At 41.3% G+C, this 25,198-nt stretch carries 20 protein-coding genes and 1 other annotated feature; of the genes, 5 read left to right on the top strand and 15 right to left on the bottom strand.

Annotated features, from left to right (window positions below; genetic code table 11):
- Positions 1-40: 40 nt before the first annotated feature.
- Positions 41-1,870, bottom strand: coding sequence for a sensor domain-containing diguanylate cyclase (locus BSM4216_RS11885; protein WP_048623838.1), 1,830 nt, complete (start codon positions 1,868-1,870; stop codon positions 41-43).
- A gap of 927 nt (positions 1,871-2,797) precedes the next feature.
- On the opposite strand from BSM4216_RS11885, the gene BSM4216_RS11895 reads away from it, so the two are divergent.
- The gene (locus BSM4216_RS11895; protein WP_003355652.1) at positions 2,798-4,165 is read left to right on the top strand and encodes an ISLre2 family transposase; all 1,368 of its coding nucleotides are present in this window, start codon (positions 2,798-2,800) and stop codon (positions 4,163-4,165) included.
- 404 nt (positions 4,166-4,569) lie between these two features.
- Positions 4,570-5,172, top strand: a complete 603-nt coding sequence (gene rpsD, locus BSM4216_RS11900; protein ID WP_003355671.1) for a 30S ribosomal protein S4 — start codon at positions 4,570-4,572, stop codon at positions 5,170-5,172.
- 175 nt (positions 5,173-5,347) lie between these two features.
- Here the strand turns inward: rpsD and tyrS are convergent, their stop codons facing one another.
- Both tyrS and acsA read right to left on the bottom strand, forming a co-directional pair.
- Entirely contained in the window at positions 5,348-6,604 is a 1,257-nt protein-coding gene (gene tyrS / locus BSM4216_RS11905; RefSeq protein WP_048623840.1) for a tyrosine--tRNA ligase, read from the bottom strand.
- Between the two features lie 59 nt (positions 6,605-6,663).
- Positions 6,664-6,874 (bottom strand) — a binding site (T-box leader).
- A 301-nt stretch (positions 6,875-7,175) separates the two neighbouring features.
- Positions 7,176-8,894, bottom strand: coding sequence for an acetate--CoA ligase (gene acsA / locus BSM4216_RS11910; RefSeq protein WP_048623841.1), 1,719 nt, complete (start codon positions 8,892-8,894; stop codon positions 7,176-7,178).
- A 257-nt stretch (positions 8,895-9,151) separates the two neighbouring features.
- Between acsA and BSM4216_RS11915 the strand changes: the two genes are divergently transcribed.
- From BSM4216_RS11915 to BSM4216_RS11925, 3 genes are read left to right on the top strand one after another with little or no spacing between them, the layout of a single operon-like run.
- Complete coding sequence (locus BSM4216_RS11915) at positions 9,152-9,784, top strand: GNAT family N-acetyltransferase (protein WP_048623842.1); 633 nt, start codon at positions 9,152-9,154, stop codon at positions 9,782-9,784.
- A 33-nt stretch (positions 9,785-9,817) separates the two neighbouring features.
- Complete coding sequence (locus BSM4216_RS11920; protein ID WP_040342025.1) at positions 9,818-10,465, top strand: acetoin utilization AcuB family protein; 648 nt, start codon at positions 9,818-9,820, stop codon at positions 10,463-10,465.
- Positions 10,462-11,619: an acetoin utilization protein AcuC gene (locus BSM4216_RS11925; RefSeq protein ID WP_040342026.1), complete on the top strand. Its 1,158-nt coding sequence runs from the start codon at positions 10,462-10,464 to the stop codon at positions 11,617-11,619. The genes BSM4216_RS11920 and BSM4216_RS11925 overlap by 4 nt, the downstream gene beginning before the upstream one ends.
- Positions 11,620-11,887: 268 nt before the next feature.
- Here BSM4216_RS11925 and ccpA read toward each other — a convergent pair whose 3' ends face one another.
- The 12 genes from ccpA to BSM4216_RS11985 form a co-directional block, all read right to left on the bottom strand.
- A complete protein-coding gene (gene ccpA, locus BSM4216_RS11930) occupies positions 11,888-12,886 on the bottom strand; it encodes a catabolite control protein A (protein WP_048623843.1) in 999 nt (332 codons plus the stop codon).
- A 445-nt stretch (positions 12,887-13,331) separates the two neighbouring features.
- A complete protein-coding gene (locus BSM4216_RS11935; protein WP_048623844.1) occupies positions 13,332-14,408 on the bottom strand; it encodes a bifunctional 3-deoxy-7-phosphoheptulonate synthase/chorismate mutase in 1,077 nt (358 codons plus the stop codon).
- 412 nt (positions 14,409-14,820) lie between these two features.
- Positions 14,821-15,135, bottom strand: a complete 315-nt coding sequence (ytxJ, locus tag BSM4216_RS11940) for a bacillithiol system redox-active protein YtxJ (protein ID WP_082142326.1) — start codon at positions 15,133-15,135, stop codon at positions 14,821-14,823.
- A 172-nt stretch (positions 15,136-15,307) separates the two neighbouring features.
- Positions 15,308-15,787 carry a YtxH domain-containing protein gene (locus BSM4216_RS11945; protein ID WP_048623845.1) on the bottom strand — a complete coding sequence of 160 codons (480 nt, stop codon included), beginning with the start codon at positions 15,785-15,787 and terminating at the stop codon, positions 15,308-15,310.
- Between the two features lie 43 nt (positions 15,788-15,830).
- Positions 15,831-16,313 carry a DUF948 domain-containing protein gene (locus BSM4216_RS11950; protein ID WP_048623846.1) on the bottom strand — a complete coding sequence of 161 codons (483 nt, stop codon included), beginning with the start codon at positions 16,311-16,313 and terminating at the stop codon, positions 15,831-15,833.
- Between the two features lie 768 nt (positions 16,314-17,081).
- A complete protein-coding gene (gene fadH / locus BSM4216_RS11955; protein ID WP_174521046.1) occupies positions 17,082-17,873 on the bottom strand; it encodes a 2,4-dienoyl-CoA reductase in 792 nt (263 codons plus the stop codon).
- Positions 17,874-18,079: 206 nt separating this feature from the next.
- Complete coding sequence (gene murC, locus BSM4216_RS11960) at positions 18,080-19,393, bottom strand: UDP-N-acetylmuramate--L-alanine ligase (RefSeq protein WP_003355686.1); 1,314 nt, start codon at positions 19,391-19,393, stop codon at positions 18,080-18,082.
- Positions 19,394-19,653: 260 nt separating this feature from the next.
- A complete protein-coding gene (locus tag BSM4216_RS11965) occupies positions 19,654-22,113 on the bottom strand; it encodes a DNA translocase FtsK (protein WP_048623847.1) in 2,460 nt (819 codons plus the stop codon).
- Between the two features lie 412 nt (positions 22,114-22,525).
- On the bottom strand, positions 22,526-23,131 hold the full coding sequence (gene ytpR, locus BSM4216_RS11970; protein ID WP_048623848.1) for a YtpR family tRNA-binding protein: 606 nt from the start codon (positions 23,129-23,131) through the stop codon (positions 22,526-22,528).
- 18 nt (positions 23,132-23,149) lie between these two features.
- A complete protein-coding gene (locus tag BSM4216_RS11975; RefSeq protein ID WP_003355689.1) occupies positions 23,150-23,944 on the bottom strand; it encodes a DUF1444 domain-containing protein in 795 nt (264 codons plus the stop codon).
- A gap of 26 nt (positions 23,945-23,970) precedes the next feature.
- Entirely contained in the window at positions 23,971-24,288 is a 318-nt protein-coding gene (locus tag BSM4216_RS11980) for a thioredoxin family protein (RefSeq protein ID WP_003355690.1), read from the bottom strand.
- Positions 24,289-24,602: 314 nt separating this feature from the next.
- Complete coding sequence (locus BSM4216_RS11985; RefSeq protein WP_048623849.1) at positions 24,603-25,124, bottom strand: DUF84 family protein; 522 nt, start codon at positions 25,122-25,124, stop codon at positions 24,603-24,605.
- Between the last annotated feature and the right edge of the window lie 74 nt (positions 25,125-25,198).

Raw genomic sequence — 25,198 nt, forward strand, 5'->3', positions numbered from 1 at the left:
GATTCCAAATAAAATTTGGAATCTGCCTCATCTCGTCTTGTTATGAAAAAGGCATTTTGCTGTCGTTTTCACTATGATAACTAATGGTCATTTTGTTTTTGCCGGTTGCTTTCGAAACGTACAGTGCTTGGTCGGCTTTTTTAAACAACGATTCTACGTCTTCTCCACTTCCTTTGTACCATCGAGACATTCCGCAAGAAACCGTCACTTTCGGATTCGTCTTTTCTTCCACTTCTACTACTATCCTTTGTGAAAGTTTCTCTGCTTCATTCACAGTCAAATGAGGAAAATAGATAGACAGCTCCTCTCCGCCCCATCTTGCAGCTATTCCTTTTTGACCGGAGACAGATTGAATAATTTTGGCCACTTGAACGATGACCTCATCCCCTACTTGATGTCCGTACGTGTCATTGATTTTTTTAAAATCATCAATATCGATCAGAAGAAAGCTCCCTTGTTCGTCGTTCTGCAGCGACTCGCTCATCTTTGACTCCAAATAGTTTCGGGAATATAAATTCGTTAAATGATCGGTAATCACAAGACGTTCAAGTTCCTCTCTTAAAAGAGAATTGGTCAAAGCCAATGTGGAATGATAAATCAAGGACTGCAGCAATTTATACATATCAAACGTAAATCCATAGGCGCTGTCTTTCAATACAATGCAAAATCCTTTTAGCATGTCGCTTTCAAACATGGGGACAGCCATTAATGAACGATATGGAAATTTTCTATCCGTTATTTTTCTGGCTATGTCCCCAATAAATATCGAATCTTTTTCTTCTTCCATTCTCTTTCCTACATACGATATGTACATTTTTCCCGATTCATCCAAAAAAATCGGGGAGCTTCCTTCCAATACTTTATAGCCATCTTTTTCTATAAAAATGAATCCGCAAGCAGAAGCTCCAAAGGAGGAAAGGATTTTGGACTGCAAAAACAATATAGTATCGGAAAAGCGCAAATTGGAATTCAACTGCCGCGATGTTTCGTTGATAAGCTGCAAATCGGCAATAAATCGTCTCGATTGCTGATAAAGCTTGGCATTTTCCAAAGCGCTTCCACCTGTTTCCACAAGCAGCCGAATAAACTCAATTCTTTCGTTGTTCAATTGAAAAAGCGGACAATCGACTTTTAAAAGTCCGTACACCCCTTGCTTTCCTTTTATAGGGACATATAAAACACTTTTGTTTGCTTGCGTTAAGTGCTCCACTTTTACTTCGCCGCTTACATACGCTTCCATCGCCATAGAGCGAGTATTTTCCATTTCAAATAAATGGACGGGCAATTCTATGTCATTTTTATCAATGGTAAGATTTAACGAATAAAAATAATGAGGAAAAACGCGTTTGAGGGTGTCCACCATTTCGTTTAATACACATTCAATATTCATTGAAGAATGAAATCTTTTTGTTGCTTGAAACAATTCTTTATAAAATTTTTCCCCATTCGAGATGGAAGAAACAAAGGCATAACGTTGAAAAAAACGATGGCTTTCTTCCGTAAATTCTTTTAAAAACCTTTCGGTGATTTTTTCTTCCAAAGGAGTTTTTACAAATAAACAGCCATAGACTTCATGTTCACAAAGAAACTGGACGCCAAACGAATATTCGGAATAGCAGCGACTGACATCCAGGATATCCCGTTGTACCCATCGTTTATTTTCAAACAGATGCTCGATCTCTTTCCGCTGTTCATTTGAAACGGTTTGCATCGAACTTTTGTCCAAAAAATGGAATTTTTCTGACTTTAAAATGTCAGAAATAGATTTCAGCCATTTTTGTTGAACATTTTGTTCATCCGGGGCCACGATAAGCTCATATAGTTTCGCTTTGTACAAAGTCATCATATTTTTCAAAAAGATTTCGTTCATCCTTTAATCACCTGTGTTTCCCATCCAATTGATTTTGCAGCGGCTGCAAAGCTCCACACAGCTCTGCACGCTTAAAAGGAAGGATTCCCGGTTTCCATTTCAATCATGTTGCGTCAACTGACGTAAAGGTTTTGAAACTCGTACCTTCCAACTATAAAATTTTCCTCATTTAGATCCATGTCAATCATACAAAACGATTTTTAATTAAATATTTTTCGGAATATTAAATAAATTTAATCACCTTGCATTATTTTCAAATCAATCCTTTATAGTATAGCATAGAAAAAAAGATTATTATATATATTATTCAAACTTTTTCCATTGTCCTGATTTATTATTTTTTTACTACCTTAATTCCATAAATATGAAAAAAGAAATGACTATTTCACTAATAAATAAGTTTTATCTTCCTCTCGAATTTTAATTAAGACAATAAAAATAGTTAGTCGGGGATGCAAAAACAGAAAAGAGAAACAGGAGGAATAAAAAATTCATTGATCAGATTCAAGCAAGCAGTTTGGCAGTCTTTCTCATTTTCATATTAGAAACACTCATTTCAGCACAGCTGCTTATGAAATCATTGTTTCGATTTTAATGATACTCCAAGTTCATTTCGCAGGCTGATCCTATCCTTTTGAAGCAAACTTTTGATGATTCCGTTTCAATGCCTTATTCTGAAATCAGTGCTCCCACTTTCTTTTCGCTATCCAATCAACTTTCACCTTTTTCTTAAGTGTGAGTAAAATGTTTGTGGGAGAAATTCTTAGAATTCCCCGATGAGGGGGTTGGGAACGTAGGTTCGCAATCCCCCTCATCGGGGCCACCAAGCAAAGTGCGGTAGGATCCCAAGCAGGAAACATGAAAAAAGGACTCTCTCCCTGGTAAGATGATCATTGTTCACACCATCAAACAGGAGGAGAGAGTCCCATGAATATTCAACAACATCTTACCACAAATTCGTTGACATGGAAAGAGATCGAACTTGATTTGTTTCGAGCCTTGCAAAACGCCTTCACCGAGCTGTTTACGGCTCTGTTGGAGGACATCGACCGACAATTGGCGGAAACCCGGGACAAGCGCCGGTACCACTTGAAAGACAAACGACGCACCACGATTCAAACCTTGTTTGGCGAAGTTACCTTTGAGCGAAACTACTATTTAGACCGAGAACAAAACCGTTACACGTTTTTGCTTGATTCCTTTTTAGCGTTTGATGGATCGCAGTCAATCAGCCCTTGTCTAGAAGAAACGGCGATGGGATTGGCTGTGGAGTGCTCTTCCTATCGCAAAGCGGCTCATACGCTTGCCCAGATGGTCGGGTATCCGGTGATGAGCCATGAGACGATCCGCCAGTTGGTGCTCGAGGCTGAAGTTCCGCTGCACTGCCCGGTTGACCAGCGATATGGACGGGTGCTGTTTGTGGAGGCCGATGGACTGTTTGTCTCTCTCCAAGGGAAGGGAAAACGGGCCAAGGAAGACAAAATCCTGACCGTTCACGAAGGATGGAAGCGCAACGGCTCACGGATCGAATTCGTGAATCAGCGCCATTACGTCCATGAAGGCAAGGGGGAGGTGTGGGAAGGCTTCGAGGAATTTTTGATGAACGAATATGCCTATGATCCGTGTCGGGATCTTCTTGTCATCAACGGGGACGGCGCTCCATGGATTACCGCGTGCCGGGAGTATTTCAAAGGACGGGTCTGCTTCCAATTGGATCGATTCCACGTGGCGCGTGAGTTGCGCCAATGCCTCTCGGGCCATCCACGGTGGCAGGCGATTCGGCAAAAGCTGGCGAAGCAGGATGAAGAGAAGCTGCTTGTGGAACTGAACAGCGCCCTCGGCACGCTGGGGGACGAAGCGAAAGAACAACAGCTGGCTGCCTTGATCCACCGGATCGAATCGATGCCGGGATGCATCCGTGATTACCGGGAATGGCTGAAGGAGCAAGGAGTGGACACAACGGGCATGTATCCGATGGGGAGGGCTGAAAGCGTGATGAGCCAGCTGGCGTATCGGGTGAAATACCGCCGCAGTTGGACAGACAAGGGACTCAGGGCGTTTTTCAAGGCAATGATTGCCCGGATGGATGGGATTCGTCTTTTCGGACATCGTTTAGGAGAAGAATCGTCGCATCCGGCGGAGGAAACGGCATCTACCAAACAGACGATCGTGAACAAGGCGAAACAACGCATCCGCCGTCTTCTTCCAGAGGTAACGCGGAATAACGTGCCATATTTACAGCAATCGTCCGGGACTCCGATCTATCATGCCCTGTCTGAATTCAAGGGATGGTAAAAAAAGGTATACATATTCGTCTGTCATGGCAAGGGATGAGAGTCCGAAAGCGCTTACGGATGAAATTCAAAAAAATGGTTCGCTAACCTATGACTTACATCTATTTTCAGCGAACCAAAAAAATTCCCACAAAGTCTTGACTGACTCTTTTCTTAAAACGCCCTTGACTCACACAACAAGACGACATATAATGAGGTTTGTGTAAAATAAAGTAAGCAGCCTTTGTGAACACATTTTTGCGTTCATTTTGTTCCTCACATCCAATGAGAATAAATCTTGGATGAGGTGCATCGCGTAACCCTTAGCTGCTGGGGCGATGGTGCATGAAAACAAAATGGCCAAAATTGCTGTCTCACGCCTGTTTTTTATTTTACAACAAAATAAAATAAAGGAGGAGTTTTTCCATGGCTCGTTACACTGGCCCTACATGGAAAATTTCCCGTCGCCTTGGCATTTCCTTAAGCGGAACGGGGAAAGAATTAGAAAAACGCCCATATGCTCCTGGACAACATGGTCCAAACCAACGTAGAAAACTTTCCGAATATGGTCTTCAATTGCAAGAAAAACAAAAATTACGCCATATGTACGGAGTAAATGAACGTCAATTCCGTAATCTGTTCGTAAAAGCTGGCAAAATGAAAGGGGTTCACGGTGAAAACTTCATGATTTTGCTGGAATCCCGTCTTGACAATCTTGTTTATCGTCTCGGTTTAGCGCGTACTCGCCGCCAAGCTCGTCAGCTTGTTAACCACGGTCATATTCTTGTAGATGGAAGCCGCGTAGATATTCCATCTTACCAAGTTCGTCCGGGGCAAACCATCGGTGTTCGCGAAAAATCTCGCAACCTTGACATTATTAAAGAATCCGTGGAAGCTAACAACTACGTTCCTGAATATTTAACTTTTGATGCTGATAAATTAGAAGGAACTTATACTCGTCTTCCAGAACGTTCTGAGCTTCCTGCTGAAATTAACGAATCTCTTATCGTTGAGTTCTACTCTCGTTAATCAATTTAAAAAGAGCCTGTTTAGGCTCTTTTTTCATTTCTTCGCTCGTCAGTTCCCCATTTTTTCGATTCCTCAATGAAAGAATCTCTTCTCTTTTGAGGAAAAAAGCTTTTAACATCCGTATTCATATAACAGAAACAGCGTCCCATGACTTTTTAGGACGCTGTTTTTATTCTTAGTATTTAATTAAAAAGTATTTCTTTTTCCCTCTGCGGACAATCGTAAACTGGCCCTCAATACGGTCATTTTCCGTTAATTGATAGCTTGTATCCGTGACTCTTTCTCCGTTGATATAGATGGCTCCATTTTGAATATCTTCGCGAGCCTGGCGTTTCGATGGAGAAATTTTTGCTTGGACTAATAAATCAACCAAACCCAGTTCTTGAGTTTCCTTCACTTCATAGGAAGGGACATCTTTAAATCCTTGTTTAATCTCTTCTGCTGATAATTGTTTAATATCTCCGCTGAATAACGATTCTGAAATGCGAATCGCTTGATTGAGCGCCTCTTGGCCATGAATAAGGCGGGTCATTTCTTCCGCAAGCGCTTTTTGAGCTTTGCGCAAATGCGGCTCTTTTTTCAATGATTGTTCCAAATCCTCAATTTCTTCTTTTGTCAGGAACGTAAAGTATTTTAAGTATTTCACTACATCTTCATCCGCTGTGTTAATCCAAAATTGATAGAATTCAAAAGGAGAGGTCTTTTCCGGATCCAGCCAAACAGCACCGTTTTCTGTTTTCCCGAATTTTGTGCCATCTGCTTTCGTCACAAGCGGGATCGTTAAACCATACGCTTTTGCTCCGTCATGAATCTTTCGAATTAATTCCAATCCGGTTGTAATGTTGCCCCATTGGTCGCTTCCGCCGATTTGTAATTTACATTGATACTCATCGAACAAATGCAAAAAGTCGATCCCTTGCAAAATCGTGTAGCTGAACTCTGTAAACGAAATACCGGTTTCTAGGCGGGAAGCGATCGTATCTTTTGCCAGCATGTAATTGATGCCGATGTATTTTCCATAATCACGCAAGAACGTAATGACGTTCATCGTACTTGTCCAGTCATAATTATTGACGAGCACCGCTCCGTTGGATCCATCAAAATCAAAAATTTTCTCTAATTGTTTTTTCAACCCTTTTACATTTTCTTGAACCGTTTCAATCGTTTGAAGTTTGCGTTCTTCTTTTTTCCCGCTTGGATCGCCAATCATCCCCGTTGCTCCACCGATCAGCACAATCGGTCGGTGCCCGTGCTGTTGAAAACGACGAAGTGTCAAAAACGGAAGCAAATGTCCAATATGCAGACTGTCGGCCGTTGGATCCACTCCGCAATATAGCGAAATCTTTTCGTTTTCAAGAAGCTCCTTAATATCCTGTTCATCTGTTTGTTGGTAAATGATCCCTCTCCACTGTAATTCTTCCAGTAAATTCACCGTTGTTCCTCCTTTGATCAAGAAATTTTTTCCAAACGCAAAAAAGTCCCTGCTAAAAAAGCAGGGACGCTGTTCGCGCGGTACCACCCAAATTGAGAATTGCTTCTCCACTCATTGATTGCTAACGGTTTAGACCGTTTGCCGCTACTCTCCTTTTCACGGCAAAAGCTCCGGGAGGTAATTCGTTCAACTGCATGTATCGGTTTGCACCATCCACCGACTCTCTGAAAGCAAAGACAGCGAACTACTGATTCCCTTCACGGCTTTTCCACGATGCATTTGTCATTCTACATTCGTTCATATATGAATTTTTATCACAGTTATATAGGATTGTCAATGCGACGTAAAAATTTAGGCAAAGTCATTTGCCATTCAAGCCGCTTGTTGGATCACTTGGATCGAAGAAATCTCGGCATTAGCTATGACAACGACCTTAATGTCAATCATTCTCTTATGAGCAAAAGCAAAAAACAGGGCTGACTAAGCAAACAGTCAGCCCTTTTCACAAAAGGAAGGAAAAGACCTCTTCACTTCGTTTTGTACATGCAGACAATGAAACAACGATTTCGAACTAGTCTTCCATTGTGGATAAGTCGCCAGTCGGCAAGTCTAGTTCCCAAGCTTTTAAGACGCGGCGCATAATTTTTCCGCTTCGTGTTTTCGGTAGTTTGTCGCGGAATTCAATTTCCCTCGGAGCGGCATGAGCCGCCAAGCCTTTCTTAATAAATTGGCGAATGTCTTCCTTCAGTTCATCAGAAGGTTCATATCCTTCCCTTAACGCAACAAACGCTTTAATAATTTCCCCGCGTACAGGGTCCGGCTTCCCGATGACCCCCGCTTCGGCAACTGCGGGATGCTCTACCAATTTACTTTCTACCTCAAAAGGTCCTACTCGTTCACCCGATGTCATAATCACATCATCCACACGTCCCTGGAACCAAAAATATCCATCTTCATCCTTATATGCGGAATCCCCCGATACGTACCAATCTCCGGCTAAAAAGTAAGATTCATATTTCTCTTTATTTTTCCAAATCGTATACATCATGGAAGGCCAACCTTTTTTGATGGCCAAATTCCCCATCCGATTAGGAGGGAGTTCGTTTCCTCTGTCATCCACAATGGCGGCTTTCACGCCGGGAAGCGGTTTGCCCATGGATCCTGGTTTAATCTCCATGCATGGATAATTGCAAATCATAATGGCTCCTGTTTCCGTCATCCACCACGTATCATGGATGCGAACATCAAAAACTTTCTTTCCCCATCGCACCACTTCAGGATTCAACGGTTCACCAACGCTCAATATATGGCGGAGCGAACTTAAATCGAACTGTTTCACGAGTTCATCTCCTGCTCCCATGAGCATGCGAAAAGCAGTTGGAGCACTGTACCAAACGGTAATCTCGAACTCTTCAATCGTCTTATACCAATGTTCAGGATTAAAACGTCCGCCCACAATCACGTTTGATGCTCCCATTAACCAAGGTCCGAATATTCCATAAGACGTCCCCGTTACCCAGCCCGGATCCGCTGTGCACCAATAAACATCGTCTTCTTTCAAATCGAGCACCCACTTGGCTGTTTGATAATGCTGGATCATCGCATTATGAACATGAAGGACACCTTTTGGCTTTCCCGTAGACCCTGAAGTATAATGAAGGATCAAACCATCGTTTCGATCGACCCACTCGATATCAAACCGTTTGCTGGCGTTTTTCAGTTTGGCCAAAAAGTCGATATGTGTCTCATCTTCTTGAATATCTTTCCCAACCAGAAAAATCTTTTTCAAAGCGGGAAGATCTTGTTTGGGCACCCTGTGCAGAAGCTCCGTTGTAGTGATCAGCACCTTTGCCTCACTATCTTGAAGCCGGTCTCTTACCGCCCCTTCCATAAAGGCCTCAAATAATGGACCGACGATGGCACCGGTCTTGATTGTCCCTAAAAGGGCAAAATACAGTTCAGGCGAACGGGGCATGAAAATAAACACCCTGTCTCCTTTTTGAACGTCTCCATACTCCTTCAAAACATTTGCTGCCCGATTTGTCCATTCTTTCATTTCTTTAAACGTATATTTTTCATTTCTTTCAGCGTCTTTATAATAGAGAGCCACTTTATTTTTGCGAAAAGTCTCAACATGGCGGTCAATGGCTTCATAAGCCAAATTGACTTTTCCCGTTTCGTACCAAGAAAAATGTTTTTCAGCTTCTTTCCAATCAAACGACTGATAAGTTTCCTCATAATTTTTTAAATTGAAATCCCCTTCGACGACTGGTAACGCTTCCAACCTCATTTGACCGATTCCCCCTTTCAATATGACAATTTTATTATACTATATTTATTATTTTTTCTCAATTTTTTAAAAATTTCATATGTTGCATGATTCTGCCATCCCGTCATTTCCCTCTTTTCATCGTTGCCTTTCCATCTTATCTTGATTATACCATTTTTGTCAAAAAAACAAAAATAATCCGAAAAGTTTGCAAAAATAGTTTACCGGTATAGTGCTTATATAAGATAATGAAAGTAAGATTTCAAGGTGGTGACCAGATGGAACATAAAAAAACGTATCATTCTCTTAAAATGGAAACTCCAAAAGGAGAACTAATCATTGAAGGCCCGATTTCCTCAAACACGCTGGCAAACTTAGAGTTTCACAAAGATCTTGTCGCTTTTCGCCAGCCTTCAAAGCAGCATAAAGCGCTGATCGAAATTGCCGATCTCCCCGAAGGAAGAATTATCATCGCCCGGGAACGTCAAACCATAGTCGGTTATGTAACCTTTCTATATCCTGATCCTCTAGAACGCTGGTCAGAAGGAAACATGGAAGATCTTATTGAATTAGGAGCCATTGAAGTAATTCCCGAATATCGGGGATTCGGAGTAGGAAAGAATCTTTTGCGAGTCTCCATGATGGATGATGCCATGGAAGACTATATTATTATAACGACGGAATATTATTGGCATTGGGATTTAAAAGGCACCGGTTTAAATGTTTGGGAATATCGAAAAGTGATGGAAAAAATGATGAATGCCGGCGGTCTTGTTTGGTATGCAACCGATGATCCGGAAATCAGTTCTCACCCTGCCAACTGTTTGATGGCAAGGATAGGAAAAAGGGTCAGCCCCCAATCCATTGAGAAATTCGATCAGCTTCGTTTCATGAACCGCTTTATGTATTAAAGTTTGTGTCAAAGGATAAGGAGGCAAATGATGATGATCGTAGAAGAAATTATGAATAAGGAAGTCTATACCCTTCCCCCCGATGCTTCAATTCGAGATGCACTTCAATTGTTAAAATCTAAAAAAATCCGCCATATTCCGGTTGTGGATGAAAAACAACATTTAGTTGGTCTTGTAACCGAGCGGGATTTAAAAAATATCACATCTTCCATTTTTCAAAAAGAAATAAGGGAAGAAATTCTGAAAAAACCCCTTCATTCCTTTATGATCAAAAAAGTGGTGACAGGTCATCCTCTAGACTTTGTAGAAGAAGTTGCTTATCTTTTCTACGACAATCAAATTGGCTGTTTGCCCATTGTCCAAGACGGCAAACTTGTGGGCATCCTTTCCGAGACAGAAGTCCTCCATACATTCGTGGAATTGACGGGAGCCAATCAGCCGGGGTCCCAAATTGAAGTAAAAGTCCCTGATAAAACAGGCATTCTGTACGAAGTCGTGACCGTGATTCATAAACAGAAGGCCAATGTTTTGAGCGTTCTTGTATATCCCGACAAAAAGGATGAACGATATAAAATTCTTGTTTTTCGCGTTCAAACGATGAATCCTCTCGAACTCATCCATGCATTAAAGAAGGAAGGGCATACGGTTTTATGGCCAAATATGCCCGGGATTTCCATATGAAAAAAAAGGCCGTATTTATTTATTCAGACGATCTATTAACTTATAAATTCCATAATCAGCATCCGTTCAATCAATTTAGAATCACTTTGACAATAGATTTATTGCAAAGCATTGACGCCTTAAAAGAAGAACATATCATTCCGCCGCGGATCGCCACCGAAAAAGAGCTTACCCTCATCCACGATCCCTCTTATATTCAAGCGGTAAAAAAAGCCGGAGAAGGACAACTATCCCCGGATATTGCCGAAGGATATGGGCTCGGCACGGAGGATACTCCCATTTTTAAAGGCATGCATGAAGCAAGCGCTCTGTTGGTAGGAGGAACATTAACAGCCGTTGATTGGGTCATGACCGACAAAGCCGAACATGCCGTTCACTTAGGCGGAGGGCTGCATCATGGATTTCGCGGAAAAGCTTCCGGTTTTTGCATCTACAATGATAGTTCTGTCGCTATCCAGTATTTGCTGGAAAAATATCATGCCAGGGTTTTGTATGTAGACACCGATGCTCATCATGGCGATGGTGTGCAATGGTCTTTTTATGATGATCCAAATGTTTGTACGTTGTCCATCCACGAAACGGGAAGGTATTTATTCCCGGGCACTGGAAATATCAACGAGAGGGGAAACGGAAAAGGCTACGGCTATTCCTTCAACATCCCTTTGGATGCTTTCACTGAAGATGAATCTTGGCTCCATGCGTATGAAACAGCCATTTGGGAAGTCGCGGCCTATTTTAAACCGGATGTGATTTTGACACAAAACGGTGCGGATGCCCACTATTATGATCCTTTGACCCACTTATCGACTACCATGAAAATTTATGAACGCATTCCTAAAATGGCCCACGCCATTGCCCATCAATATTGCGACGGCCGCTGGATTGCCGTAGGGGGTGGGGGATATGATATTTGGAGAGTCGTTCCCCGGGCATGGTCCCGAATTTGGCTGGAGATGACCGACAATAATCATTTTAACGGTCCTTTACCAGAAAAATGGATATCGAAGTGGTCGAAAAAATCGCCTGTTCCATTGCCTGCTGCTTGGGAAGACCCTGAAGGAATCTACAAACCCATTCCCCGTAAACAGGAAATTACGGAAAAAAACCGCCTAACCGTAGAAAAAGCACTTTACCCGCTGCGTCATGAACATTAAACGAAACCGTCAGTTGATAAAAAATATTATTCGAATTTTCATTTTTTTAAACAAGAACCAATCAAAAACACCTATCCGACTGGCGGAACAGGTGCTATGTTTCTTCTTATGAGCATTAGATCACTATTTTATTTGTCTCTTGTGAATGGAGTTGAATATGGTCCCTGCTTTCCTCTTGATTGAAAGAAGCAAGGGGAAATTATATTCCTAAATGCAATAGGTCCAACAATAACCAGCGACGGAGATCGTGGCTGGCTATTGTTGGACCTTATTTTGTAGAATTCCGTTTTTCAATTCGGTGTGGCAGTATAACAATATGGTCTTTCACTTCCTCTTTGTTCATATATTTTGTCAGCAGCCTCATCGCAACAGCTCCGATGTCGTAAAGCGGCTGTACGACAGCTGTTAATTTCGGTCGAACCATCACCGATAGCTTTGTACTTTCGAAACTAACGATTTCCAGATCATCCGGAATATGAACACCGTCATCTTGCGCTCCATGAACAACGCCTAATGCCATTTCATCGTTGCTGACAAAAATAGCGGTCGGCTTTTCTGCATTTTCCCGGAATTTTCCCCAAGCTTCCATTCCGGAGTCATATGTGTAGTCCCCTTCAAACAGCCATTCTTCTTTCCAAGAAATACCGGCATCTTTCAAGGCCTCTTTATAACCTTCGAATATAAATTCCTTGCTGATGGTGTTGTTGAAAGGTGCAGCCACAAAACCGATACGTTTATGCCCTTTTTTCGTCAGCATTTCAACGGCTTCATAAGCGGCCCGTTTATAGTCGATATTAACAGAAGGGATTTGATTGGATTGTTCAACGGATCCCGCCAGAACGATCGGTACAGACGAACGTTCAAATTCCTTTACATGTTCTTCTGTGATGGTCCCGCTCATAAACACGATCCCATCCACTTGTTTGCCAAGCATCGTGTTTAAAAGACGAATCTCTTTCTCTTTATTTTGATCGGAATTGCTCAAAATAATGTTGTAATTATACATGGTGGCAATATCTTCAATTCCTCGGGCCAGTTCCGCATGAAAAATATGGGAAATGTCGGGAATGATCACACCGACTGTTGTCGTTTTTTTGCTGGCCAGCCCTCTAGCTACCGCATTCGGACGATAGCCCAATCTTTCGATCACTTCCAACACTTTTTTTCTTGTCGTTGGTTTCACGTTGGGATTTCCGTTCACCACCCTTGAAACCGTCGCCATGGAAACATTCGCTTCTCTTGCTACATCATATATCGTAACAGTCACTGCATTTCCCACTCCTTCATACTTTTCCTCTTATTTCTATTATATTAAAACCTAGGAAATAAAAAGCTTTTCTTGTAAAAAACTTTGTGAAATTGTTTACGAACTGGTCTCGTTCTCCTATAATACCTTAAATTCCTCTCATTATGCAATGAAAAGTAAAGCGATTTTTCCGCAAAGTCCATTCAAGAAACTCTTATCGCTATAGTTGAATGCATGATCCCGACAATCATCCAGCCTTTCCTCTCTAGTGTTTTGTAATATCTCCATTTCATCTTCATTATAGCCTTTTCTTTTCTCCCTTTCTTATTATTTTTCCAAAAACGACATATTCTAATAAAAAAGTCTGATTCAACATGGTATGTCCTACCAGTTGAATCAGACTGCTGTACGCTTATTCTAGTCTAAGTGCCATCGTTTTCCTCTGCAAATAAGAAAGGTCTACTTTCTATGCTTTGACAGGAACGGCTTTTAAAATTTCATTGTAAAATTCGTCGAATTGTTTTAAATCCATTTGTTGAGCGGAATCAGACAACGCCACTGCCGGATCTGGATGAACTTCCGCCATCACACCGTCTGCTCCAATGGCTAAAGCTGCTTTTGCAGCCGGAAGCAAGAGGTCGCGCCGGCCCGTAGAATGAGTTACGTCTACAAAGACCGGCAAGTGCGTTTCTTGTTTTAATATTGGCACTGCCGTAATATCTAATGTATTGCGAGTCGCTCTTTCATAAGTGCGAATTCCGCGTTCACAGAGTATAATTTGTTCGTTTCCTCTCGACATTATATATTCTGCTGCATACATGAACTCTTGCAAAGTAGCGGAAAGCCCCCGTTTTAGCAGAACCGGTTTTTTCACAGAGCCTGCCGCTTTCAAAAGTTCAAAGTTTTGCATATTGCGGGCTCCGATTTGAATGACGTCCACGTAATCTAGCGCCATTTCAATATGAGCCGGATTGACGATTTCTGTGACGACTGCCAGTTGAAATTCGTCTGCGATTTGCTTTAATATTTTTAATCCATCTAACCCAAGTCCTTGGAAATCATATGGAGAAGTGCGTGGTTTAAACGCCCCTCCACGAATAAGCTTTAATCCTTTGTTCTTTATGGATTGAGCCACTTCCGCTACTTGCTCATACGATTCAACGGCACATGGACCGAATACAAACGTCGGCTGACCCGTGCCTACTAATTCACCGTTAATTTCAATAACCGTATCTTCCGGTTTTTTCTTACGTGAAACAAGCAAAGCTTTCCGATGATCATCTTCCTGCAGTTCCAAGCTCGCTTTAAAAATTTCTTTAAAAATATGCTCGATAGTAGAGTTTTCAAACGGTCCGTCATTTCGCTCAATAATCGTGTTCAACATTTTTCTTTCGCGAACCGGATCGTATTTGTTCACCCCTTGCGGCAATTTCGCACGTCCAATTTCTTGAACAATTTTGGCACGTTCATTAATCAATTCGAGCAATTTTAAATTAATTTCATCCACTCTTTGTCTTAATTGTTCGAGCTCTTGATTTCCCACGACCTTCAATCCCTTCTCAATTTGCTGAATATTTTTTAGTTTATGATGACACCTAGCAAAAGTGAATTCCCAGCCCTTCACTGGTATAAGTTTTATCACCGGCGATAATTTAGTGATAATTATAAATCATATATTTTAAATTGTCACGAAAAATTTGCTTCAACAATTAAACGCTTTTAAGCGATAAAGTATTCTGTATAAAAACTGGATAATACGCCTTTATTGATAAAAACTTTTAACCGTTAGAGATAAACTACGATTAGCGGCAGCTTCAAAATCTCTTACGGTTCAAAACGAAGCTGGACACCCCGCCGCTAACGGCAGAAATGCCGGTTTTATTTATGAATATTATGAAAATAACGGCCAGCATGCTCATGACCGCAGCAAAAACAGACTGGAAATTCCACTGAATCTAAATTTTTGCCAATGTGTCAGCCGTGATTTGGTAGTGAGAATCATACCATACCGGACGCTGATTAATGAAAAGGAAGGCTTGTGGCGACTCATGTTGGATTCCAAATTTTCGAGCGATGTAATTGGATAGCTCCCGGGATTCTTGGACAGCTAAAAAATACCCCTTTTCTCTTGGATGTTCGCGCAAAAATTGGTCCATTTCTCGATAAGCATGAGCACTTATGGGACACGTCAGACTATGCTTTAAAAAGAACACGCGTGGTTCCCTTGTCAGCAATTGTTCAAACTGTTCAATGGTTTCTATTTTATTCATAATCATCACCTTTGCAATCATTATTGGAAGGCAGCCAGCCTTTTTATACAAAGAAAGCCGATCACATGAATTTTAAATACCGTCATCACTTGATAGACTCATATAACAAAAAACTAGTTTGACAAAAAAAGAGGGTGAAAACATCATACCATTTCACCGCTCCCACATCAAATTAATCGTTTTTATTAACCGATTTTTCAGTTTTTTCAAACGCCTGTTTCGTTTCTTCCAGTTTTTTGCTTACTTCGTCTAAAGTTTGGCCATTCTGTGATTGAAATCGTTGGCTCACTTTATCTGCCATCTGAATCGTTTTTTCTTTCGCATTGGATGTGATCGTTTGAATTTTGCCTGCCATTTCACCGGATTTTGATTGCACCGTTTTGGATAAATGTTCCGCCTTATCTTTTGTAGCTGAAGCTAATTCACTGCTTTTTTCTTTTGCTGAACATGTCCATTGTATTCCTTTTTCTTTGGCTAATTCTACCCAACTAGACGCTTTTTCTTTAAAAACATCTGCTTGTCCGGTTAAATTCCTTCTTAATTCTCTTCCAGATTTGGGGGCGAGAATCAAGGCGGCTGCAGCTCCAATGACTCCTCCGACAAATGCACCGGCTAAAAATCCGCATGAGTTTCTTTTTTCTTTATTTTCCACATTCCTCACTCCTTTTCATATTGCAGGATGGAAAAAGCGGGCATTAATTTCTAGCCCTCTCTATCGAACCGCGGCTTTCAGATACGGTGTTATTCTGTGTTTGGGCAGCCGGCGACTCTTCTTTACGCTTCCATTTATCCAATACTTGTTTGACGACTTGACTCCATTGGACCGCCTGTGAAATTTTATTCTGATTCTTTTCTAATTGCGACCCTACCGTCGTTGTGATTTTTTTCAAAGATTGATTGAACGTCTCAATCGAACTGCCAATGCCTTTCACTGCGTAAACGACCGAATTCAGTTCTTTCGTTTTTTCCCCAATATTCTCAGCCAACTCATTCGTTTTATGTAAAAGTTCAGCCGTTTCTTGGGTGACTCCTTTCAACTGGCTTTCCAAGCCATCCAACATTTTTGATACACTGTTTAAAGTACTGTCAACCGACCTTAATGTTCTGGATACACTAAGAGCCAAAATAAGAAATGCAACAGCGATCACCGCCACACTTACGTACAAAATGACAATCACTTTAAACACCTCCTCAACTTATTGTTCATTGAATTTCGGCGAAAAAATGAAACTTCTAAAATATACTTCTTTTTCGCGAATCCTTCATAAATTTTACTATTTCTTTTAGGGAGGCGTCAATTTCATCATCAAGATTCGCTATAATCTGATGACCATTCTATTTTATGGATTTTATGAGACTATAAAGTAGAGTCGAGCCTTATCCAATGAATAAATCGAGGAGTTTTTCCAATGTTGCATCCACCTATATCAAGCTGCAGCGTAAGTGTGGCCGGAACTTGTAACAGATTATTACGAAACCGATGTTTTTAAACAAACGGACTCATCGTTTTTTAGAAGAATGAAGAAAAATCTACAGATGGCAACAAAAGGGATATGCACTGGAGAAACATGCAAGTCCATATCATACTGCATTTCGAAGAGGATATTTGCCACATCATTCAATGAAACATGCAAAATAGAAGTTTTCAAAACGGAAAACGATTTCTTTTTATGTTTGAATGGGCTTCAATTCCATTACTGACAAGAATAAAAACGCATCTTTTAGCGAGAAATAAATGTTCAAAATCCCTTTTTAAAAAGCGCCGGCTTTCTTCGGCAGCCATACTACAAACAATTCTCCTATCAGCGGTCGAAAAACGGTGTGATAGAATTTCAATTTACATGGTCTATAATAGAGTACCGGCCAACCCCTGCGTGGGGAAGTCCCTTGCTTTTTCTTGTCAAAATTCTTACGAAAGTCTTCTTGCTTTTCTAAAAACATTCAAGCTAATTTGACTCGTCAAATAAAAACACCGGCTGCTTCAACCACTGCCCCCCGTCTAAAGATATGCATTCTCCATTTAAATAAGAAGCTTTGTCTGAAACCATAAAAGCAGCCAAAGCAGCGATTTCTTCCGGCGTTCCTAATCGTTTCAACGGCACGCTGTCGATAACCTTTCTTTCCGTCTCCTCAGAATCCAACAGCTTGTCTGCTCCTCCTGTTCGTTCAATAGGACCGGGAGCTATGGCATTTACCCGAATGCCGTATTTGGTGCCCCACTCTACCGCAAGCGTTCTAGTGAGCGAGAGAACCCCGGCCTTCGCCGCAGCGGAATGAACCACCCCTGGGCCTGCCTGCCAAGCGTAATTCGCAACCATATTCAGAACATTACCTTTGCTGTTCGTTTCGATCCAATATTTTCCTACCGCTCTTGTACAATAAAAGGTTCCATTTAAGACAATATCCACCACCGCTTTCCAGCCATTGACGGATAATTTTTCTGCCGGACAAATGAAATTTCCTGCGGCATTGTTCACTAAAACATCAATTCTTCCAAACTTTTGATCCGTTTCTCGGACCATTTTATCTACATCATCCGGATTTCTGACATCCATGGCAATCGTCAATATCTCACTATTTCCCTGTGATTCTATCTCTTTTTTTGCCTGCTCCAGCCTTTCAACATTTCTTCCTGTAATAACGACTTTCGCTCCTTCTTGAAAAAAATGTTTCGCCATATATTTTCCCATCCCATTTGATCCGCCTGTTATGATCACAACACGATCTTTCAACTCTATCCCCCCTTGTTTAAATAGAAAGAATAATCAGACAATTTTTATTTTACCATACTTTAAAATGAACTGAAAGGCCGATCATCTAAAAAAAGAGCAGACTTAAAGCCTGCCGCCTCCTAACGCCATCCCAGCGTGGAGAAAAGGCCGGGCTCTAAGTCAGCTCTAAAACATTCAGACTTCCTAATCGATGACTATCATGACATCATTGTCTATTTTTTCAAAGTGTTGCTTAGCAGCTTTTCATAGGCAAGCTGGAATTTTTGAATATCTCCCGCTCCCATAAAGATGAGAACCGCATTTTCATGCTTTAAGAGCGGAGACGTGTCTTCTTCTTCAATAATTTGCGCTCCTGAAATCCGCTCTTGAAGATCTTTTACAGACAGTTTGCCATGGTTTTCACGCGCTGAACCGAAAATTTCGCATAAATAAACAGAATCAGCTTCATTAAGGCTTTGAGCAAAATCATTTAAGAAGGCCTGAGTTCTTGAAAACGTATGAGGCTGAAAAATGGCCACAATTTCCCGATCAGGATATTTTTGACGTGCAGCATGAATCGTTGCCTTGATTTCCGTTGGATGGTGTGCATAGTCATCAATAATGATTTGCGTTCCCATTTTTTTCTCGGTAAATCTTCTTTTGACCCCTTCAAAAGTAAGAAGCCGTTCTTTGACGATTTCCGTATCAATATTTTCATATTGGCAAACAGCTATTACTCCGAGAGCATTTAAAACGTTATGGTCGCCAAACAAGGGAATTTCAAAAGAGCCATAAAACGTATTTCTTACAAATACATCAAATGTCGTACCATTTTTTGTATGCTTAATATTTCGAGCTTGGAAGTCGTTCTCTTCGCCAAAGCCATAATACACAACGGGAACTTTCGCTTGAATTTTTTGTAACAGTTCATCATCACCGTAAGCAAAAATGGCTTTATTCACTTGCATCGCCATTTGCTGGAAGGCAGAAAAAACATCATCGATATTCGCAAAATAATCAGGATGGTCAAAATCGATATTGGTCATAATGGCGTAGTCGGGATAATAGGATAAGAAATGGCGCCGATACTCACAAGCTTCAAAAACAAAATATTCGGCGTCCTTAACGCCTTTCCCAGTACCATCACCGATTAAATAAGAAGTAGGTTTTGCCCCGCCAATGACATGCGCCATTAACCCTGTCGTCGATGTTTTCCCGTGAGCGCCTGCCACAGCAATGCTTGTAAACTTGCGGGCAAATTCCCCTAAAAATTTATGGTAACGGATTACCGGCAATCCAAGTTTTAACGCTTCTTGAATTTCTTCATGTGTGTCAGGAAATGCATTTCCCGCTATAACCGTTAAACCAGGTTTAATGTTGTCTTTACTGAAGGGATAAATCGGAATTCCGGCATCTTCCAGAGCTTTTTGAGTAAAAAAGTATTTTTCAATGTCAGAACCCTGCACCTTATAGCCCTTATCGAACAAAATTTGAGCGAGGGCGCTCATCCCCGATCCTTTAATTCCTACAAAGTGATATGTTGTCATAACAGACCCTCCAACAATCGTCTATCAATAAGCATTATATGTAATTTTGGTTCCCTTTGCTCAAAATGGATAATGAGCTTTTCATATTGAAACATTATAGCACTTTTTCAGGCTCGTGACTATTAATAGGATTTTTCCTTTTTTCTTGTCTTTGTTTCAATCCATTTTCACGACCTTAATTTTCAAAAAGAATGTTTCATGGCTCATTCAAGATTTAAAATCATCGCAAATGAGCCGCTTTTTTGTTTTGAAAGCACGCATTAGAATTGGCTGGATTCCTTTAAATCCTCAAAATCTTCTTCCGTGATTAAAACGTCTCTGGGCTTGCCGGGTTTTTGTTCCGAAATGATTCCTTGTTCTTCCATCATTTCAATCAGCCGAGCCGCGCGATTATAGCCGATGCGAAAATGTCTTTGCAATAAAGAAGCGGAAGCACCGCCATGGCGGACGACAAACTCACAAGCCGGCTTAAACAAGTCATCTTCATCTTGCAGAAAGTTGGCTTTTTGAACAAGTTCTTCTTGAACAAATAAGTAATCGGATTCCCACTGTTCTTTCACGAAGGAAACCACTCTTTCGATTTCCCCATCAGAAACAAAGCTGCCTTGAAGCCGCACCGTCTTTGATGTTCCGTTGTCCAAAAATAACATATCGCCTTTTCCTAACAATTTTTCAGCTCCCCCGGCATCCAAAATCGTTCGTGAATCCGCTTGAGAGGAAACGGAAAAGGCAATTCTAGTAGGAATATTGGCTTTAATTAACCCGGTGATCACATCGACGGACGGCCGCTGAGTGGCTACCAATAAGTGGATGCCGCATGCCCGCGCTTTTTGGGAAATTCGGCAAATCGCTTCCTCGACATCAGCGGGAGACATCATCATTAAATCAGCCAATTCATCAATCACAATGACGATATAAGGCATACGCTTTTCTTTTGCTTCCAACGCTTTTTGATTGAACCGTTCAATATTTCGAACACCAGCATGAGCAAATAATTCATACCGCCTTTCCATTTCATCCACCGCCCATTTTAACGCCTGGGTAGCTGCTTTTACATCCGTAATAACCGGGCTGACCAAATGTCCAATGCCGTTGTACGGCGCGAGTTCAACCATTTTCGGATCAATCAATAGCAGTTTCAATTCTTCAGGAGTCGTTTTATACAAAAGGCTGATCAATATGGAATTGATGCAGACGCTTTTTCCAGAGCCGGTTGCGCCGGCGATCAATCCATGGGGCATTTTCTTTAAATCAGCCACAACCGCTTGGCCGGAAATATCCAGTCCCATCGCAATCGTGAGAGGAGATTGGCTGTTTTGGAATGAAGGGCTCATAATAATTTCGCTTAAGTATACGGGGCGGCTTTCTTTATTCGGAACCTCAATTCCGATTGTATGTTTTCCCGGGATAGGCGCCTCTATCCGAATATCTTTGGCCGCCAAGCTCAACTTAATATCATCCGACAAGTTCGTAATTTTATTCACTTTCACCCCTGGTTCAGGCTGTACTTCAAATCTGGTGACAGACGGTCCTTCCGTGACATTCACCACCTTAGCGCGTACACGGAAGTTTTTCAGCGTATCGTTTAATAATTGAATTTGCTGTTGTATCCATGCTTCATTCGTTTTTTTTTCAGCCGGCGGAGTCAAAAAACGGATATCGGGCAGCTGATGGTCAGTTTCTTTTTCGATGTTCTCCTCCGCTTGTCCCTTTTCCACTTTATGGATATGAGGAGCCATGTCCGGCTGTTTCCGATTGTTCGCGATATTTTTCTTCTCTAAATTCCGTTTGTCCTGCTTAAGCATTAGCACATTAAAGGGGAGATGCGGACGTGATTTATTCGATTTGTCTGCGTCTGCCCTTTCAGAAACAGTTTCCGATCGCTGTTCTTGATTCGAATCCTTACTAGTGTCCAATTCCCGGACAACAGAATTCTGTTCCTCGACTGGTTCCATTTTTCTTACATTTTCATATTCTTCTGTTACCGCTTCTTCTACCGTAGGAAAATCGTTTTCTTGTGATGATTGTTTTGTTGATAATGGGGAGTCTTCCAAATGAGAAAATTCATTGGAAGCCGCTTCGTCTTTCAGATGATTCTCTTCAAGGATTACCTGTTCTTTTTCTGCCGCAACCTGTTCTTTTCCAGAAGGTTCGGCCTGTTTTTCTTCGTTTTTAAACGGAACAGCCAAAGTCTGATTTCGTTCTTTCTGCTCTTCAAAATTCTCATTCTTTCTTTTTAGCGTCTCTGTGTGACCTGACACTTCTCCTTCCACAAAAGAATTTTTCAACTCGTACTCTACAACTTCGCTTTGGCTTGCTTCTGACGGACGTTTATACCCGTAAATAGGAGACGGAATATTCGTTGGTCGAAAAGGACGGTTGCCTTTCCGTTCGCTCGACACATGATAAGAAGCACTCTTTAAGTTCTCCGTTGTTGGTTTTGGTTCCGGTTTGATCGGCTCATTCCTCCGATGCCGATTATGTCGTTCAAGCGTTTTTCTTTCTATTTTCTCCGACACAGTAGGCAAAGATAGGGGTTTTTGCGGATAATGGTAAGCGATTCTCGTTTTCAATTCCCGCACCGGCTTTATTGGATTTTTTTTCAGATTGTCTGTTCGTTCCTTTGGTACCTGCCGCGGTACATGCGGAGAATCGCTCTCTTCAATTTCTACTACTTCTTCATCTATAAAAAGTTTCATAAATCGTTTCAGCCAGCTCAAAGTTTACCACTCTTTCTTTATTAAAGAATCATTTCTATTTTAACAGTTAAATAGAAAAATTCGAGAGGAAAATAGGCTGAAAATGCAAGAACAACAAATATTCTTAAGCCTCTTTTCATCGATGAAGGCTTTGGGCTTTTCTCCCTAAGGGAATGGCAAACCAGCCAGAACAGACTCCACCTAGATCTTTCTATACTGAAAATCTCGGAAAATCATTTTTGCAGAAATACCATCCAATCTTTACTCGTTGCTCACTTTTCAACCGATCCTTTCAATATCCACAACAAGAAATCCATTGAAACGAATAAAGGGTCCGATCCTTCTACAACCATTAATAGGATACAATCATCTTCCTATAAAGGTTGAAAGAACCAAACCCTTGTTCACATCTTTATTCACCGGCCATTATCCATTAAAAGGAAAACGGCTGACCGACTTCATATTCATCTGATAAAACTAAAATTCCTTTTTCTTTAGGAGCATTCGGCAGCTCAAGCTCGCGAGCCGAACAGATCATGCCTTTCGAAGGAACTCCTCGCAGCTCCGCATCTTTTATAACCATTCCGCTTGGCATGACAGCGCCGATCTTGGCGACAACCACTTTTTGGCCCGCCTCCACATTAGGTGCTCCGCATACAATCTGCAATGTTTCATTTCCTACGTCGACTTGGCAGATGCTCAATTTATCTGCATTAGGATGCTTTTCCTTTTCTTTCACATATCCTACCACAAATTTAGGAGAAAAATCTCCTTCTAACGTTTCATCAAAACCGCACTCCTGCAAAATCCGGTTGATTTTGCCGAGAAGGTCTTCGTTCATGTCGACGGGGCCATTACCTTCAATTTCCAGGAATTTGGATATATGAAAAATATTATAACCAGCCGTTTCATTGGTTGGTTCATGATAAATTCTGGCCGCTTCTTTTCGCACGTCTACGGCAATTTCCTCTTGCGGAAAATCTTTGATCGATATTAGTAGAGTATCCCCTACACCTTTTTGATTATAAAATACGTTCACTTACGATCTTCCATCCCTTCATTTTCTTTTGTTTTTGGCTAAAATAAAAATCGGTTCCAGCTTGCCATTTTCATACAAAAATGACAAAGCCGTAATCGGTATCCGTCCGTTGGCAAAAAAGCTCATCGTCATATTAGCCAATATGTCATATCCGGTTTCATTGCGGATATCCCCGATGATCAGCACGTCTGCATGAGGCACGGAGACAGTCATCACACCTTCGACTTTCTCCTCCATCTCAGAAAGCCATTTTTCGTTTAAAATTCGGCTTGAATCATAACCGTCATTTGTATTTAAAAAATAAAAAACATTATCCGCTACCTCATCTTTTTTAACGGAAGTAGAAAGGGAGCGGGCGTTGAATTTCGCCGTCTCTCTCACTCTTCTGGCATCCCAGTTTTCCTTTTCCAACAGTTCCTTATCAATCAACCGATAAGTAGTCCCCATATCAAGGGCATAATATATTCTTGTTTCGGCCGTATGATCATCATACAAAAAAGGTACGCCTTCTTTCGCTTCCTTTGGAAAAGATGTGGAGCGAATAACCGGATAAATGTACTTTTCTCTTTCCGATAAGCTTGGTTCTTTTCCCATGACAGCCAGCGCTTCATTGACATAGTAAACAACCTCATCGATTGCTTTCTCTTTCATTGTTTCCCATCTGCCTAGAATGGGAGGGAGTGAAACATTGACCCCTTTTCTCGTTTCCTTGTCCTCGATTCGTAAAACATCTTTTTCCCGATCAAATGTAAAAAGGCGGTTTTCTGATTTTAATCGTTTTTCCAATTCCTTTCGCAGCGCTTTACTGTCCAATGAATTTTCCTCCTGTCCAAAGGAACTTATTTTTGGAGGCTGTCAATAAACTGATCCACTTCTTCTTTTGTTTTACGGTCTCTGCTGACAAACCTTCCAAGCTCTTTTCCGTCTTCATAAGCAATAAAACTAGGAATTCCAAAAACGTCTAATTGTTGGCAAAGGTCGATATATTCATCCCGGTCAATATGGACAAACGTATAATCCGGGTGCTCTGCTTCAATTTGAGGAAGAAAAGGTTCCAAAAAGCGGCAATCTCCGCACCATTCTGCTGAAAAAAGAAAAATGTGTTTCCCGTTATTTTTAAGTTCTTCAAATTGTTCTATTGATTTTAATTCTTGCATCGTTTATTCCTCCTGACCATTCTCATTTAATAAATATTGGAAATCGAATCCTTTAAAAACACACAGAGAAAGATACATCCCAATCTATCATAAGATTATCATAAACTGCCCAGTAAAATGAAGAATAGCGCTCACCATGCCGAAAAAAACTTCATTCGTTTTTTAAAGCCACCGAGCGCTTTGTTCTGATCGACAAGCAAAGATCTCTTTTGCTTGAAATTCGAAAACCTGCCAAGAGTTACCCAAAAAACAAAAATTTATTTCAACAAACAAACCGGGGGCTTCAATGGCTATATCCTTATAAGAATAAGATCTTACCTTTCATTCTTTCGGTACAGCCATTGTCCGAGGAGCAGCTTCATCACATGGAAAAACATGTCTTTTCTTGTGACAAGCCCGTTAGTAAAGATGCCTACAGCTCCTTCTTTTTCACGGATTTGTTTTCTGCGGCAAAATTCATCCATCACCGGTCCCAACTCTTCCCCCGCTCTTAATCTTTCGGCAATCTCTTTCGGCAAGAGAATCCGAGCTCCTCCGGCCACGAGGGACTCTTTTCCTTTTTCCGCCAGAGCTCCCCAGTTACAAAGCAAAAGACCATGCGGCGTTTCCGTTACGCCGCCTTCCAAACCGATTCCGACATCAGCATTTTCCGCCAACAGCGATCTTTCCGCTCGTTGAATGGCCCCTCTTATTGTTTCCTCATCCGAAAAAGGCTGATTGCTTACACCCGATTCGACGTCAACCGATAGCACTTCGGCACTCAGTCGTATAAATTGAATTCCTTCTTTCACGGCAGCTATTTTTGCTGCATTTTTTGACCCCACGGCTATTTTCATGGATAGCACTCCCTCTGTCTCAATCAAACCACTTTCTCTATAAATGAAAAACCTTTCCGTTCCGGCTGTCACAT

The organism is Bacillus smithii, from assembly GCF_001050115.1.
Classification (GTDB): domain Bacteria; phylum Bacillota; class Bacilli; order Bacillales; family DSM-4216; genus Bacillus_O; species Bacillus_O smithii.

Coding starts and splice junctions, on each gene's coding strand:
- BSM4216_RS11885 (WP_048623838.1), bottom strand. CDS start 1,870: ATGAACGAAATCTTTTTGAAAAATATGATGACTTTGTACAAAGCGAAA.
- BSM4216_RS11895 (WP_003355652.1), top strand. CDS start 2,798: ATGAATATTCAACAACATCTTACCACAAATTCGTTGACATGGAAAGAG.
- rpsD (WP_003355671.1), top strand. CDS start 4,570: ATGGCTCGTTACACTGGCCCTACATGGAAAATTTCCCGTCGCCTTGGC.
- acsA (WP_048623841.1), bottom strand. CDS start 8,894: ATGAGGTTGGAAGCGTTACCAGTCGTCGAAGGGGATTTCAATTTAAAA.
- BSM4216_RS11915 (WP_048623842.1), top strand. CDS start 9,152: ATGGAACATAAAAAAACGTATCATTCTCTTAAAATGGAAACTCCAAAA.
- BSM4216_RS11920 (WP_040342025.1), top strand. CDS start 9,818: ATGATCGTAGAAGAAATTATGAATAAGGAAGTCTATACCCTTCCCCCC.
- BSM4216_RS11925 (WP_040342026.1), top strand. CDS start 10,462: ATGAAAAAAAAGGCCGTATTTATTTATTCAGACGATCTATTAACTTAT.
- ytxJ (WP_082142326.1), bottom strand. CDS start 15,135: ATGAATAAAATAGAAACCATTGAACAGTTTGAACAATTGCTGACAAGG.
- murC (WP_003355686.1), bottom strand. CDS start 19,393: ATGACAACATATCACTTTGTAGGAATTAAAGGATCGGGGATGAGCGCC.
- BSM4216_RS11980 (WP_003355690.1), bottom strand. CDS start 24,288: ATGCAAGAATTAAAATCAATAGAACAATTTGAAGAACTTAAAAATAAC.
- BSM4216_RS11985 (WP_048623849.1), bottom strand. CDS start 25,124: ATGAAAATAGCCGTGGGGTCAAAAAATGCAGCAAAAATAGCTGCCGTG.